Source organism: Methylocystis silviterrae, from assembly GCF_013350005.1.
GTDB classification, from domain to species: Bacteria; Pseudomonadota; Alphaproteobacteria; order Rhizobiales; family Beijerinckiaceae; genus Methylocystis; species Methylocystis silviterrae.
This window is the reverse complement of sequence record NZ_JABVWW010000007.1, coordinates 67501-80798: the sequence shown is the minus strand read 5'-3', so window position 1 is coordinate 80798 and position 13298 is coordinate 67501. Positions and strand designations below refer to the sequence as shown.

The window sequence follows — 13298 nt, the reverse complement described above, 5'->3', positions numbered from 1 at the left end:
TGCGGCCGCTCTCCCTATGCCGACTGGCGTCGGCGCCAAGGAACACCGTCATGATCCGTCGTTCTCGCCTCCTCGGAGGAACCTCTTTCGCCGTAATCAGCCTACTCGCCCCGTCGGTCGCGGATGCGCAGCAGGCGCTTCCCACGATCAGCGTCGGCGGCGTCCGCGGCCCTGTGCGGCCGGGTCCTGTCGGCAGACCCGTCGGCGGACAGGGACGCGTCACCACAGCGGCGCCTGTGCCGGGGCCTGCTGTGGCGGATCGTTACGCGGAGCCAACGCCAGCGCCGTTCAGCCGCACCTTGCCGGCGAACATTCCGGCGGTCGTCGAGAGCAGGACGCGCAAAGAGATTCAAAAAACCACGAATATCATGACCTCTTCCGACGCGTTCAGATATATGCCGTCAATTCTCATTCGCGAGCGCTATATCGGCGATCGCAACGCGATCGTCTCGACACGCACCACGGGCACCATTCAGAGCGCGCTGACGCTTGTCTATGCCGACAATGTGCTGCTCTCGAATCTGCTCGGCAACAGCTTCAACTTCGCGCCGCGCTGGGGCATGGTTTCCCCCGCCGAAATTTCGCGCGTCGATGTGATGTACGGGCCGTTCTCGGCGCTTTATCCGGGCAATTCGATCGGCGCCGTGCTGACGATGACGACGCGCATGCCGGACGATTTCGAGGTCCACGCCATGGGCACCGTGGCGGTGCAGCCGTTCAGCCTCTATGGCAGGAAAGAACTCAATCTCGGCGGCGTGACAAACGTCCTGGTCGGAGATCGCATCAACGACTTCCGTTACTGGGTCGGCTATGAACACCTGGACAATCAAGGACAGGCGCAAACTTTCCCCGGCAACTTTTTGACGCCGGGCACAGGTTCGGCGTTCTCTGGCGGCTTCCAGGACTTCAACCAACAGGGTCGTCCGCGCATCATCACGGCGGCGGCTGGCGCCGATTATGTCCAAACGGATTTGGCGAAGGTCAAAGTCTCTTATGACATCTTGCCGCTTCTGCGCGCCAAATATCAGGTCGGCTTCTGGACGCTGAACAACACCACCAGCGTCCAAAGCTTCATTAACGACAAGAACGGCATGCCGATCTACAACACCCAGAGCGGGCGCGTGCAGCTTGGCCCGTATTCCGTCACGCCCGGCGGCGTCAATCCCGGGCACGGCGCCGCAAACCACCTGATGCAGGCGCTGGAGCTTCGACAGGACACCGGCGGCGTCTTCGATTTCGATCTGTCGGCGACTTCGTTCAACTTCCTGCGTGACTTCACCAACAATGCGCAGTCCTACGGACCACGCATCAATGCAGCGGGAACCGCCTATAATGTCGATCCGCGCGGTCTGAACACCAATAATGGCGGAACGTTCTGGCGCACCGGCGACGCGCGCTTCATCTGGCGCGTGCCTTACGACATTCTCGGCAAGCATGAAGTGTCGTTCGGCGCGCATGGCGATCTTTATTCGCTGGCGACCAAGCAGACCAGCACCGTGTCCTGGCCCAATAATTACTATATGGGGATCCAGGCGTTGAACTTCGGCAAAACCGAAACCAAAGGCCTCTACGTTCAGGAAGTCTGGCGGCCTCTGCCGGACTGGAAATTCACCGCAGGCGCGCGCGGCGAGTGGTGGCGCGCCTTTGGCGGCATGAACGGCACTGGGGGGTTCGCCAACGCGTCGAACCCTGCGGGCCAGGCGATCGTCGGCCTTCCCTTTAGAGCCGCGAACATTACCTATTTCCCGGACTCCTATAAGGGTGCCTTCTCGCCGAAGGCGGCGCTCGAGTATTATTTTACGCCAGAGCTTTCATTGCGCGGCTCGATCGCCCGCGCCTACCGCTTCCCGACAGTCACGGAACTGTTCCAGTCCCTGTCGAGCCCAAGTTCGGTGCTCATCAACAATCCAAATTTGCAGCCTGAAATCTGCACCTGTTACGATCTGACCGGGGAGTATCGGACGGTCGACGCGTTCGGCGGCGCGATCGGGCTCTTCAACCCGCGCATCAGCCTGTTCCTCGACGACCGCTGGAACGCCATCGCCAGCCAGACTGCGCTCTCCATCTTCGGCACGCAGGTCTCGCAAAACGCCAATCTCGATAAGGTTCGGTTTCGCGGCATCGAGGCGGCGGCGCATATGAAAGACATTCTCGTTCCGGGACTGGATTTCGAGGGCGGCCTGACCTTCACCGACGCGAAAATTCAGACCAATCTGTCGAGCGGCAATCTCAACAGCATTCTCTTTGCCGGCAATCAGTTCCCGCGCGTCCCGAGAATTCGTTTTCGCGGGGTCGCGAGCTACAGCCCCAATCCCGACATGTCGTTCGCCCTTGGCGCGCGCTACTCGTCCCCGGCGTTCGTCACCTTTGCGAACACCGACTTCAACCACAACAATTACGGCAATGTGGACAGTGAAATCCTCGTTTTCGATATGAAGGCGAGATACCGGCTCGAGCCGAATTGGTGGCTGTCCGTCGGCGTGAACAACATCGGCCGCTGGAAGGCCTATGTGAATCCGAATCCCTATCCGCAGCGCACCTTCTTTATCGCGCTCAACTATGACTTCGGCGGCCCGGACGGATCGGGCGTAACGATCGACCGGGGTGGTTCCGGAGGCACGTCGGCGGTCAGGTGAGCCGCCAGGACGTTCCGAGCGTGCGATCGTCCTGCTGAGACGCATTGCCGCGGCGAGGCGGTCGCCCCAAGATTAACTTGTCGTGGCCTTCGCTTTTTGCTTACATCAATGCGCGCATGTGAATTCCGCATGCGCGCCGATTCCAAGGCTCGAGACTTTATGCGTCGTAACTGGCTGACAGTTCTGCTGTTCGCGCTCGCGCTGACCGTTCAGGCCTTCGCGCCTGCGGCGGCGCAGGTCGCGTCGCGGCTGGGCGCCGGAGACGCCGTCAGCGAATTTTGCTTTACCGACGTCGCCTCGAGCGACCGATCGCAGGCGCCAGGCCACGCAAAGGGCCACCGCGACGTCTGTTTGTTTTGTCAAAACCATTGCGATGGCGTTGCGCCGCTTGCCGCACGCGTCATTCATCTCGGCAAGGCGCCCGTCCAATGGACAGCGCTTGATTGGACGGTGGCGGACTGCGCCCTGCCGACCCGCCTGCAGGATTTTTCCCGACAGGCGCGAGCGCCTCCCGCCAACTCCTGATCCTTCGACGCTGCCGCGCCGCTTTGCGCTCTCGCCTGAACTCCGGGCGCGCGCAGCATCGGGCGCAGCTTAAGGACAACGCCGCGCCAAAGCGGCGGATCGGGAGTAAGCCCATGTTTCGTAAACGTAGCCCCAGCGGCCGGGAAAGCGTCGTCGCCGGCGCGACGCTGGAATCTCTCATCGAGCGGGAGCGCGCGCAGCTGGGTCATTCGCCCGGCATGGCGGCGCTCGCCGCAATCGTGCCGACGCCTCTGTGGCGTGGAAATGACCAGCGCGTCATCCGCCTCATCGACCTCGAACGCCGCGCGAGATTCTCGCGGCCTTTGACCGACGCGACCTGAACCGATGTCTCCGTCGGCGTTCAGGCTCGCTTCGCTGCGTCGCGCGCGTGCGCGGCTTGGTGCGATTCTGCTGTTCTCGGCGGCGTCGCTCTTTGCCGTCGCGCCGCTCGCGCGCGGCGTCGCCGAGTCGGGCGTCGGGGGGCGTCTGATCGCTCAACTCTTTATCTGTTTCGCGCCGGGGGCCTCCCAACCCGGCGCGCTTGCGGGGCGGCTGGGCCCCAAAGACGATCGCTCCGCCTGTATCCTCTGTCAGGCGTTTTGCAGCGGTCTTGCGCCTCTCGCGGCGCGGCCCGGCCCGATCGGCGCGACGCCCGTCCCGAGCTTCATGCTCGCGCGGACGGTGGCGGACTGCGTCGCGCCGACGCCCCGTCCCAGCCCGGCGCACCGCCCGCGCGCCCCGCCGGCGGCCTAGCGCTGCGTCGCGAAACGGCCTGCGTCGGCGTCAATTCTCTTCTCCCACCGCCGCCGCGGGCCGCCGCTTCGACTTTCACCATTCCGCCACGATTGCTTTCCAAAGGGCATGCTGATGAACGAACTGATCACGGGCGTCGTGCTTGAGACGCTTTGCGCCATACTTGCCGTGTCCTGTTTCGTCGCCGACTGCGCGATGCAGGAGGCGAAAATTCCCCCCCGCCGCGAGAGGCGGCCCCGCGCGCGGCCGTAAAGCTCAGGCGCGCGCGGCGGCCCACAGCCCGCGCGCGAGATCGTCGACGAGATCGTCGGCGTCCTCGAGGCCGACCGAAAGACGCAGCAGCCCGTCACCGATGCCGAGCGACGCGCGCGCTTCCGGCGTCAGCCGTTGATGGGTCGTCGTCGCCGGATGGGTGATGAGGCTCTTGGCGTCGCCGAGATTGTTCGAAATCTTGATCACGTCCAGCGCATTGGCGAGACGGAACGCCGCGGGCTTGCCGCCCGCCATACTAAAGCTCACCAGCGTGCCGCCGCCCGACATTTGGCGGCGCGCCAGATCGACCTGCGGGTGATCGGCGCGGAACGGATAAAGCACGCGGCCGACGGCCTTCTCTGTCGCCAGAAAGTCGGCGATTTTGGCCGCGCTCGCGGTCTGCTGCGCGACGCGCAGCGGCAATGTCTCTAATCCCTTGAGCATCACCCAGGCGTTGAACGGCGACATGGCCGGACCGGTCTGGCGCAGGAAATTGTGGACGCTCTCTTCGATCAGCGCCTGCGAGGCCAAAATCACGCCGCCAAGACATCGACCTTGCCCATCGATATGCTTGGTCGCGGAATAGACGACGACGTCGGCGCCGAAATCGAAGGGCTTCTGCAAGAGCGGCGTCGCGAAGACATTGTCGACCACGAGCTTCGCGCCGGCCTCATGCGCAATGTCGGCGATCGCCTTGAGGTCATAGACCTCCAGCCCGGGATTGGTCGGGCTTTCCAGGAAGAAGAGCTTCGTCTCAGGACGGACGGCCGCCTTCCATTGTTCGAGGTCGGCGCCGTCGACGAGCGTCGAAGCGATTCCCAATCGCGGCAGCAAATCCTCGACGACATAGAGGCAGGAGCCGAACAGCGCGCGCGCCGAAACCACATGGTCGCCCGCTTTGAGCTGGGCGAGCAGGCTTGCGGTCACCGCCGCCATGCCGCTCGCCGTGGCGCGGGCCGCTTCCGTACCCTCCAGAAGGCACATGCGCTGCTCGAACATCGCCACGGTGGGGTTCGAAAAGCGCGAATAGATGAAGCCCGGCTCGTCGCCCTTGAATCGCGCCTCGGCCGCCTCCATCGTCGGATAGGCGAAGCTCTGCGTGAGGTAGAGCGCCTCCGACAATTCTCCGAAGGAAGAGCGCTGCGTCCCGCCATGCACGAGTTGCGTCGCGGGTTTGAGCGGCCTGCGGGGCGGGGCGTCGGCGGACATTGGTTCTCCCTCGGCGCGAAGGCGCGCCATTCGCTTGATGCGCGCCGAACGGCGCTGCTACGCAAAAAGCGGGGCTTCCATAGGGAGACCCGGCCTTTTAGCGCGTTGTTTTTCGTGGCGGCAAGCCGGCCGGCTCAAATAACCACGTGCGCTTATAGAGGCCAGAGGAACCTCAGCTGTCAACAGCCTTGGCTTGAAAGGCGACGCGATTTGGCGCTTATGCCAGCGCAAGGAAAGGCGACAGGGCGGTAGACGAATGGGCGGCGTGCTTTCCAGCCGGCAGATTCAGGCGATGGCCGAGGCCGGTCAGATCCGCCTTGCCGCGCCTTTGGCGCATGGGCAGATTCAGCCGGCCAGTCTCGATCTGCGGCTCGGCCCCAAGGCCTATCGCGTGCGCGCCAGTTTTCTGCCGGGAAAGCGGCGCGGCGTCGACGAGCTCCTCTCCGCGCTCAAATATGACGAGATGTCGCTTGAAGGCGACGGCGCCGTGCTGGAGCGCGGCTGCTTCTATGTCGTGCCGCTTCTGGAAAGCCTGGCGCTCGGCGACGCTGTCCTCGGCGCCGCCAATCCGAAAAGCTCGACGGGGCGCCTCGATATTTTCACGCGGCTGATCACGGATCGCGGCGACCGCTTCGACGAGGTCGCGCCCGGATATCACGGCCCGCTCTACGCCGAAGTGTCGCCGCGTAGCTTTTCGGTGCGCGTCCGCACCGGCACGCGATTGAACCAACTGCGTTTTCGCGCGCATGCGCAGAGCGAATCGCAAGGCGGGACGCTCGGCGACGCGGCGCTCGCCGAACTGCATCGCACATCGCCGCTCGTCGACGGGCCGCTCAATTTGCGCGACGGCGTCGTGCTGCGGGTCGCGCTCGACGCCGACGCGTTCGGGGGAATCATCGGCTATCGCGCGCAAAAGCACACCGACGTGATCGACGTCGATCGGATCGGCGCCTATCACATCGACGATTATTGGGAGCGGCTGCCGGCGCGCGACGGAAGGCTCATTCTCGATCCGGGCGATTTCTACATCCTCGCCTCGCACGAGCGCCTCGCGATTCCGCCCGATCTCGCCGCCGAAATGGCGCCGATGGACGCGGCGATCGGCGAGTTCCGGGTACATTACGCCGGCTTCTTTGATCCCGGCTTCGGCGCCGGCCCCGACGGCCGGCCGGGCGCCCGCGCCGTCCTCGAAGTGCGCTCGCGCGAAGTGCCCTTTATCCTCGAAGACGGCCAGTTCATCGGCCGCCTCGTCTATGAACGCATGGCGGAAACCCCAAAGGCGCTTTACGGCCAGAGCGGCGTATCGAATTATCAGGGGCAGGGGCTCAAGCTCTCGAAACATTTCATGGCGGAGTGATCTCATGCGCAAGGCGCTTACTGGCGGCGCGCTCTTCGCGCTCTTGGCGCTCGCGACTTCCGTCGCTGCGGAAGAACTCGGCGCGTCAAGCGCGAAGTTCTGGTCGGTTCCGCAAGTCGACGCGCTGCCTTACGACGCGCATAGCCGGCTGATCCGCCACGGGCGCGATCTCATCACCGCGACTTATTCCCATATTGGGCCGGATATGCCCGACCCCGCGCAGCGCTATGCCGGCAACAATCTCGCCTGCGGCAATTGCCATCTCGACGCCGGCGTGAAGAAATTCGGCCTGCCGATTTTTGGCCTCGCCGAGGATTTCCCCGCCTATAGCGCGCGCGCGGGCGCGCAGATCACGCTGCAAGAGCGCATCAATTCTTGCATGACGCGCAGCATGAACGGCCGCCCTTTGCCGGTTTCGTCCGCGCCGATGCGCGCCATCGTCGCCTATATTCAGTTTCTCTCGACCGGCGTGCGCAAGGGAGAAAAGCTCTCGGGCCTCGGCGCGGGGACCGTGCCGGAGCTTGACCGCGCCGCCGATCCGATGCGCGGGCGCGATATTTATCAGGCGCGCTGCATCGGCTGCCACAACGTCGACGGCGCCGGCGTGCAGAACAGCCTGCCAGGCCTTGGCGCCGGCTACGCCTTTCCGCCGCTCTGGGGCGCGGACAGTTTCAACGACGGCGCCGGCATGGCGCGGCTGATCACGGCGGCGACTTTCATTCATTCCAACATGCCGGACGGCGTCGATTATCTGCATCCGCGACTTTCCCCGGAGGAGGCCTGGGACGTCGCGGCGCTGATGATCTCAAGGCCACGGCCGCATCGCGCCGGGCTGGAAAGGGATTTTCCCGACCTTCTGCAAAAGCCGATCGACGCGCCTTACGGCCCCTATGCCGACGGCTTCTCCGAGGAGCAGCACAAATACGGGCCCTATGGCCCGATCCGCGCGAAGCTGAAAGAGATCGAGAAGGAGAAGGGGGAGGTAAGGAATCCCAACAGCGGACGGTGAGCTTAATTTCACCCCACCCCGGCGCTGCGCGCCGACCCTCCCCCTCCAGGGGAGGGTGTGTGCTGCGCGCCGGTCTACCCTCCCCTCGAGGGGGAGGGTCGCGCCGAAGGCGCGGGGTGGGGTGGAGCGCTCGGTTGCGCCGTTGAAACGGGCGGCCTCCCGCGTTACACAAGGAGCGCGCGGGCGTAGTTCAGAGGTAGAACGTCAGCTTCCCAAGCTGAATGTCGTGGGTTCGATTCCCATCGCCCGCTCCAATCTCCAGCCAACCACGCAAAAATCCGCCCGCAGACGCCGGCCGCCGCTGTTGAGCATCGTCGCCAAAAGTGCGAAGCGGATGGCGATTGAATCGCGCTCGACCGAAAGCGACTATGCCGCACGCCGCCCATGCCCATGCTCCCGCCGCGCCGCTCAGCGCCCATAAATCCGGGCCGCTTAAGGGCCGCGTGCGCCCGCCGGGCGACAAATCGGTTTCGCATCGCGCGCTGATCTTCGGCCTGCTCGCCATCGGCGAGACGAAGATCGAAGGGCTTCTCGAAGGCGAGGACGTGTTGCGGACGGCGCAGGCCTGCCGCCAGCTTGGCGCGAAGATCCTGCGCCATGACGACGGTCGCTGGAGCGTCTGGGGCGCCGGGCTCGGCTCGCTGCTGCAGCCCACGGAGACCCTCGATTTCGGCAATGCCGGCACCGGCTCGCGGCTGATGATGGGCGTCGTCGTCGGCCACCCGATCCTCGCGCGCTTCGACGGCGACGCCTCGCTGCGGAAACGCCCGATGAAGCGCATTCTCGATCCCCTGGCGCTGCAAGGCGCCCAGGTTCTGGAGCAGGCCGAGGGCGGCCGCCTGCCGCTGGTGCTGCAAGGATCGAGCGAGCCCTTGCCGGTCGAATACAAGACGCCCGTCGCTTCGGCGCAGATTAAATCGGCGGTGCTGCTCTGCGGACTGAATTCGCCCGGCCAGACGACGGTGATCGAGGCCGAGGCTTCGCGCGATCACACCGAGAAAATGCTCGCGCATTTCGGCGCAAAGGTCGTAAGCGCGCCTCATGGCCCGCATGGCCGCAAGATTACGCTTGAAGGGCGCCCGGAAATGACCGCGCGGGAGGTGCGGGTTCCTGCCGATCCGTCATCGGCCGCTTTTCCGCTCGTCGCCGCGCTGATCATCGAGGGCTCGGACATCGTCATCGAAGGGGTGATGACCAATCCGCTGCGCAGCGGTCTGCTGACGACGCTCAAGGAAATGGGCGCCGATATCGCGTTGGAGAACAGGCGCGAGGAGGGCGGCGAAGAGGTCGCCGACATTCGCGCGCGCTTCTCGCATCTTGCCGGCGTCGATGTGCCGGCGGCGCGGGCGCCCTCAATGATCGACGAATATCCGATCCTCGCCGTCGCGGCCTCCTTCGCCAAGGGTGAGACGCGGATGCGCGGGCTCTCCGAATTGCGCGTGAAGGAATCGGATCGTCTCGAGGCGGTCGCCGCCGGGCTTAAAGCCAATGGCGTCGGCTGCGAGATCATCGATGACGACTTGATCGTGCGCGGCGGCAGGGTCGCCGGCGGCGGCATGGTCGAGACGCATCTCGATCATCGCATCGCCATGAGCTTTCTGGTCATGGGTCTCGCCGCCGAGAAGAAAGTCACGGTCGACGACGACACGATGATCGCGACGAGCTTTCCGGCGTTTCGCCCGCTGATGGAGCGACTCGGAGCGCGCTTCTCGTGAGCTTCGTCATCGCCATCGACGGCCCCGCGGCGTCGGGGAAGGGCACCCTGGCGCGACGCCTTGCGGCGCATTACGGCCTGCCGCATCTCGATACCGGCTTGCTCTATCGCGCCACGGCCTGCGCGCTGCTGGAGGAGGGTCTCCCGCTCGACGACGTCGAAGCTGCGGTCGCCGCCGCGCGCAGCCTGTCGCTCACCGACTTCGACGAAAGGCGGCTGCGCGCGCGCGACATGGGCGAGGCGGCGTCCGTCGTCGCCGCTATGCCGGCGGTGCGCGCGGCGCTCGTCGACATGCAGCGGGGCTTCGCGGCGCGGCCGGAAGGCGCCGTCCTCGACGGACGCGACATCGGCACGGTGATCTGCCCCGACGCGAAGGTGAAGATTTTCGTCACCGCGGCGCCGGAGACGCGCGCCACCCGCCGCGCTCTGGAGCTTGCGCGCGCCGGCGAAGACGCCGACTACGCCGCCATTCTCGAAGACGTAAAGAAGCGCGACGCCCGCGACAGCGCCCGCAGCGCCGCGCCCTTAAAGGCGGCCGCCGACGCGGTGACGCTCGACACGACCGACCTCGACATCGAGGAGGCTTTCGCGGCCGCGCGGGGAATGGTGGAAAAGGCGCGACGTTGAAGTTTGGTCATTGCGAGCGAAGCGAAGCAATTCAGGCGTTGGTGGGCGGCTGGATTGCGTCGTGGCTGCGCTCCTCGCAATGACGTCGGGAGTGACAGCGGGTGGCCAGCGCGTCTTCCGCTTCGCGCCGTCGCCGAATGGTTATCTGCACCTCGGCCACGCCTATTCGGCGCTCCTCAATTTCGATCTCGCGCGCCAATGCGGCGGGCGTTTCCTGTTGCGCATCGAGGATATCGATACGGGCCGCGCGCGGAATGAGTTCGAAGCGGCGATCTATGAAGACCTCGCCTGGCTCGGGCTTGAATGGGAGGTGCCCGTGCGGCGCCAGTCCGAACATTTCGACGATTACGCGCGGGCGCTTGAACGGCTCGACGACAAGGGGCTGCTTTATGCCTGCGATTGCCGGCGTTCGGACATCGCCCGCGCCGCCGTTGCGAAACCGAATTGGCCGCACGACCCCGATGGCGCGCCGCTTTACCCTGGAACCTGCCGCGACAAGCCGCGACGTGCGGCGCGCGAGGTCCTAACGCAGCGCGGCGTCGCGCTGCGGCTCGATATGCGTAAGGCGGCTGCTCTGGCGGGGCAGGGGCTCTCGTGGCGCGAATTTGACGCCGGCGACATTGTCGCCGATCCGGCGGAATGGGGCGACGTCGTCCTTGCGCGCAAGGATACGCCGGCGAGCTATCATATCGCCGTCGTCATCGACGACGCGCTGCAGGGCGTGACGGACGTCGTGCGCGGTAAGGATCTGTTTGAAGCGACGAGCCTGCATCGACTGCTGCAAGGTCTTCTCGACCTGCCGGCGCCGGATTATCGCCATCACGGCCTCGTTCTGGACGAGAACGGCGAGAAGCTTGCGAAGAGCGCCGCCTCGACAGCGCTGCGGGCGCTGCGCGCGGAGGGCTGGACGCCAGCCGACGTGCGCCGGCGCGTGGGCCTATAGAACCGAGTTTCCGATGCGCGCTGCGGCGGATTGCAGTCGTTTGTCCCCTGTCCAAAGCGACGCCGGCGCGGCGAGCAGCGTTGCTGCGATCAGATGGGCGTCGACATATCCGATGCCCGCGCCATGCAACGCGCGCCGGTCAATCAACTCCAGGACTTCGTCGGCGCTGGCAAGCGGCACCCTCGGAAGATTGCGCAAAAGCGACAGCAGGCTCGTCCGTCGAGACGCATGCTGCGCACGCTCCTCAGGATGAGGAAGCCCTTCTCCCGATCGCCCTGCGGTGCTCCGTGTGTGTCGGCGCACGAACATTTTCTCGGGTTCCGGGTAGCTTTCGATCATTGAGATCCAAAGCGGCAAGGGAGAGCGAAATGTTCGAGACGATCCAAAGCCTGATCGATCAGGAAGCCCAGATCTGCATCCCGGCAAGCCATCTGACGCCGCGCGCCAATCTCTATGAATTGGGCATGACGCCCTATACGGCGATTCGCCTGCTGCTCGCGATCGAGCGCGACTTTCGCGTCGAATTCCCGCGCGACTCGCTCAACCGCCGGACGATGGCGACGATAGAGAATATTGTCCGGGGCGTTCGCGCCGCCCAGTTCGCTCCCGCCTACGAATGGCGCCAGGCAGCCTAAGAAAGGTCGTTTGGGGCCAGCCCGGAGGCCGCAACGGAGATCGAAGCTTACCGGGCCTGACGAGTCGCCACTTTCGCGTTGTTGTTCGGCGCCTTCGCCATCAGCGAATCGATGCGATCGCGCTCTTTCCTGAATTCTGCGAGAAGTCGGCCCTCGATCTCGCGCGTGCGCGCCAGCTTGACGCGCATCGGATCGACGAAATGGCCATTGACCATCACCTCGTAGTGAAGGTGCGGTCCGGTCGACAATCCGGTCGAGCCCAGGAATCCGATCACCTGGCCCTGCTTGACCCGTATGCCTTCCTTCACGCTGCGCGCAAAGCCCGACATGTGATTGTAGGTGGTGATGTAGCCGTTGGCGTGCTGGATCTCAACGCGCCGTCCATAGCCCGAATCCCACTGCGCCTTGATGACCGTGCCGTTGCCGGCCGCGAGAATCGGCGTGCCGATCGGCGCCGCCCAGTCGACGCCCGTGTGCATCTTGTAATAGCCGAGGATCGGATGGCGGCGCATGCCGAAGCCAGAGCGCGTTTCGCCGATGGCGATTGGCTTGCGCACAAGGAATTTGCGGCTCGAGCGGCCGTTCTCGTCGTAGTAGTCGAGCAGCCCGTCGTCCGGGGTAAAAAAGCGATAATAGCGATAAGTCTCGTTACGGGTCGTCAGCGACGCATAGAGCAGCGCGTCGCGACCCACGCTCGCGCCGTCCTCCGCTTCGTCATAGAAGACGTCGAACGTATCGCCGCCGGAAACGCCGCGCTGCAGATCGGCGTCATTTGCGAAAACCCGCACGAGCTCATTGATGATCGGCCGCGGAATCTGCTGCTTGAGAGCGGTTTCGTAAAGAGAATCGTAGAGGCGCATCGCGCCTTCGTCTTCCTCGACCTCATTGTGCGACTTCGACCGGCCATTGTTGGCGAGCGACGTGGGCGCCGTCGGCGTCTGCATGAATGCGCCCCTGTCGGTCGCAGCGACGACCGATTCGATCGTTTCATCGTTGTAAACCGACATGCGGGCCAGCTGCATGTTCTTGCCCGAGCCGTCGAAGTCGGCGAAGAGCAATTTGACGCGCTGGCCTTCGCGCACCGGCTCGCCACGTTTGTTTTTGAATGCGGCGGCGACTGCGGCGGCCCGGCCTTTGGGCACGTCCACGCTGTCCAGCACGTCGGCGAGCGTCTGTCCTCGCTTCACGACGACAAGCTTCTCTTCCATCTGTGTCGGCTGCAGCGTATCGCGCGGCGCGATGGTGACGTTTTCCGCCACCATGCGCACTTCGATTCCGGAGAAGGGCGTCAGCGACCCGCCTGGGGTCGCATAGGCGAGCGCGAGAGGGTCGATCGCCGCCCGGCTCGTGCGCGTGAGCAGCATCTGGCCGGGCAGGGGCAGCGCCGCCGCTTGCGTTCCGGCGGCGAGGCTGGATTTGACCTGCTCAATCACCTGCGCCTGCGCTTCGGCGAGCGTCAATTGGGCACTCTGAGCCGTCACCGGCACGGCGGCGAGGTCTCGGGTCTCGAACGAGACTTCGGCGAGATCCGGGGCGAGATCGGCCTCGGCGGCGTTTTCGGGAGCGCGGGCGTCGGTCATGAGCTTCAGCGGATTATAGGGAGGCACTTCCCCTGCAAAGCTCGACGGCGCGAGCGCC

General features: G+C 64.9%; 14 protein-coding genes, 1 tRNA gene and 1 riboswitch (1 of these 16 running past the window's edge). Of the genes, 12 read left to right on the top strand and 3 right to left on the bottom strand.

The features are described from left to right. Nucleotides 1-50 precede the first annotated feature (50 nt). From HUN39_RS10075 to HUN39_RS10055, 5 genes are all read left to right on the top strand, one after another. On the top strand, nucleotides 51-2636 hold the full coding sequence (locus HUN39_RS10075) for a TonB-dependent receptor (protein ID WP_175094393.1): 2586 nt from the start codon (nucleotides 51-53) through the stop codon (nucleotides 2634-2636). A 129-nt stretch (nucleotides 2637-2765) separates the two neighbouring features. After that, a complete protein-coding gene (locus HUN39_RS10070; RefSeq protein WP_175094392.1) occupies nucleotides 2766-3161 on the top strand; it encodes a DUF2946 family protein in 396 nt (131 codons plus the stop codon). Nucleotides 3162-3274: 113 nt separating this feature from the next. Then, on the top strand, nucleotides 3275-3502 hold the full coding sequence (locus tag HUN39_RS10065; RefSeq protein ID WP_175094391.1) for a hypothetical protein: 228 nt from the start codon (nucleotides 3275-3277) through the stop codon (nucleotides 3500-3502). A 4-nt stretch (nucleotides 3503-3506) separates the two neighbouring features. Next, nucleotides 3507-3914 (top strand): hypothetical protein, encoded by a 408-nt coding sequence (locus HUN39_RS10060; RefSeq protein WP_175094390.1) that lies wholly within the window; start codon nucleotides 3507-3509, stop codon nucleotides 3912-3914. 114 nt (nucleotides 3915-4028) lie between these two features. Then, on the top strand, nucleotides 4029-4166 hold the full coding sequence (locus tag HUN39_RS10055; protein WP_175094389.1) for a hypothetical protein: 138 nt from the start codon (nucleotides 4029-4031) through the stop codon (nucleotides 4164-4166). Between the two features lie 3 nt (nucleotides 4167-4169). Here the strand turns inward: HUN39_RS10055 and HUN39_RS10050 are convergent, their stop codons facing one another. Next, complete coding sequence (locus tag HUN39_RS10050) at nucleotides 4170-5375, bottom strand: O-succinylhomoserine sulfhydrylase (protein ID WP_175094388.1); 1206 nt, start codon at nucleotides 5373-5375, stop codon at nucleotides 4170-4172. A 77-nt stretch (nucleotides 5376-5452) separates the two neighbouring features. After that, nucleotides 5453-5531, bottom strand: a riboswitch (SAM riboswitch). A gap of 100 nt (nucleotides 5532-5631) precedes the next feature. On the opposite strand from HUN39_RS10050, the gene HUN39_RS10045 reads away from it, so the two are divergent. The 6 genes from HUN39_RS10045 (at nucleotide 5632) to gluQRS (ending at nucleotide 11025) form a co-directional block, all read left to right on the top strand. Further along, complete coding sequence (locus tag HUN39_RS10045) at nucleotides 5632-6732, top strand: 2'-deoxycytidine 5'-triphosphate deaminase (RefSeq protein WP_175094387.1); 1101 nt, start codon at nucleotides 5632-5634, stop codon at nucleotides 6730-6732. Between the two features lie 4 nt (nucleotides 6733-6736). Continuing rightward, on the top strand, nucleotides 6737-7741 hold the full coding sequence (locus tag HUN39_RS10040) for a c-type cytochrome (protein ID WP_175094386.1): 1005 nt from the start codon (nucleotides 6737-6739) through the stop codon (nucleotides 7739-7741). A gap of 179 nt (nucleotides 7742-7920) precedes the next feature. Further along, a tRNA-Gly gene (locus tag HUN39_RS10035) sits at nucleotides 7921-7995 on the top strand. A 114-nt stretch (nucleotides 7996-8109) separates the two neighbouring features. After that, entirely contained in the window at nucleotides 8110-9456 is a 1347-nt protein-coding gene (aroA, locus tag HUN39_RS10030) for a 3-phosphoshikimate 1-carboxyvinyltransferase (RefSeq protein ID WP_175094385.1), read from the top strand. Beyond that, entirely contained in the window at nucleotides 9453-10082 is a 630-nt protein-coding gene (cmk, locus tag HUN39_RS10025; RefSeq protein ID WP_175094384.1) for a (d)CMP kinase, read from the top strand. Before aroA ends, cmk begins: the two co-directional genes overlap by 4 nt. 79 nt (nucleotides 10083-10161) lie before the next feature. Beyond that, nucleotides 10162-11025 carry a tRNA glutamyl-Q(34) synthetase GluQRS gene (gene gluQRS, locus HUN39_RS10020; protein WP_175094501.1) on the top strand — a complete coding sequence of 288 codons (864 nt, stop codon included), beginning with the start codon at nucleotides 10162-10164 and terminating at the stop codon, nucleotides 11023-11025. Here gluQRS and HUN39_RS10015 read toward each other — a convergent pair. Next, entirely contained in the window at nucleotides 11020-11364 is a 345-nt protein-coding gene (locus HUN39_RS10015) for a type II toxin-antitoxin system VapC family toxin (protein ID WP_175094383.1), read from the bottom strand. The genes gluQRS and HUN39_RS10015 overlap by 6 nt on opposite strands. Nucleotides 11365-11393: 29 nt before the next feature. Here HUN39_RS10015 and HUN39_RS10010 point away from each other — a divergent pair, with 29 nt between their 5' ends. Continuing rightward, nucleotides 11394-11660, top strand: coding sequence for a phosphopantetheine-binding protein (locus HUN39_RS10010; protein WP_175094382.1), 267 nt, complete (start codon nucleotides 11394-11396; stop codon nucleotides 11658-11660). A 47-nt stretch (nucleotides 11661-11707) separates the two neighbouring features. Here HUN39_RS10010 and HUN39_RS10005 read toward each other — a convergent pair whose 3' ends face one another. Next, nucleotides 11708-13298, bottom strand: partial view of a M23 family metallopeptidase gene (locus HUN39_RS10005; RefSeq protein ID WP_175094381.1) — the 3' portion only. 425 nt of this gene lie beyond the right edge of the window; only the last 1591 of its 2016 coding nucleotides appear in the window; its start codon lies off the right edge, out of view; the stop codon is at nucleotides 11708-11710.